Below are 303 nucleotides of genomic sequence, written 5' to 3'. Positions count from 1 at the left end.
GGGCAATCCGTACCAGCAATACCAGTAAACCCTGGGCACTAAAAAGGGCGCCGTGCAGTCAATGCACGGCGCCCTTTTTTTTTGATCGTTCCCACGCTCTGCGTGGGAATGCCCGCTCGGACGCTCCGCGTCCCACTGATGGCGCAAAAGTCGAGGCTTGTGCGGTGACGCGGAGCGTCACGGGATGCGTTCCCACGCAGAGCGTGGGAACGATCATTCGATCATTGCCAGCAACGCCGACGTGAATGGCCGTGCGCAGAACCGTCGCGTCGAAGTCAACCTCGGCCCGATCCCTGGCCAGCA

Annotated in this window: 1 pseudogene; it reads left to right on the top strand. The window is 61.4% G+C overall.

Annotation, left to right across the window (positions count from 1 at the left end):
• Window positions 1-223: 223 nt before the first annotated feature.
• Window positions 224-303: pseudogene (locus ACTJLA_RS26875) on the top strand (cell envelope biogenesis protein OmpA); the annotation flags it as partial.

This window comes from Pseudomonas sp. 22072, from assembly GCF_052046095.1.
Classification (GTDB): Bacteria; Pseudomonadota; Gammaproteobacteria; order Pseudomonadales; family Pseudomonadaceae; genus Aquipseudomonas; species Aquipseudomonas paracarnis.
The sequence above is the reverse complement of the archived record's forward strand: the minus strand, read 5'-3'. Positions and strand labels throughout refer to the sequence as shown.